Source organism: Devosia sp. Leaf64, assembly GCF_001421945.1.
Classification (GTDB): Bacteria; Pseudomonadota; Alphaproteobacteria; order Rhizobiales; family Devosiaceae; genus Devosia.
Genome location: NZ_LMLO01000021.1, coordinates 1 through 226, shown reverse-complemented (window position 1 = coordinate 226; position 226 = coordinate 1). Strand labels below are relative to the sequence as shown.

At 62.8% G+C, this 226-nt stretch carries 1 pseudogene; it reads left to right on the top strand.

Going from position 1 to position 226, the window contains the following annotated elements:
• Positions 1–226: pseudogene (locus ASE94_RS21350) on the top strand (IS110 family transposase); the annotation flags it as partial.

Genomic DNA, 226 nt, shown 5'->3' with positions numbered 1-226 from the left:
ATCGGTCTGGATATCGCGAAGAACGTTTTTCACGCCCACGGTGCCGATGCGAGCGGTCGAGCGTTGTTCAGCCGCAAGATCAGCCGCACGAAGTTGCTGGAGTTTTTCGCCCGTCAGCCACAGTGCCTGGTGGCGTTGGAGGCCTGCGGCGGTGCGCATCACTGGGCCCGCGAGCTCAGGCTGCTAGGTCATGAGGTGAAGCTGATCCCCCCGGCCTACGTGAAGC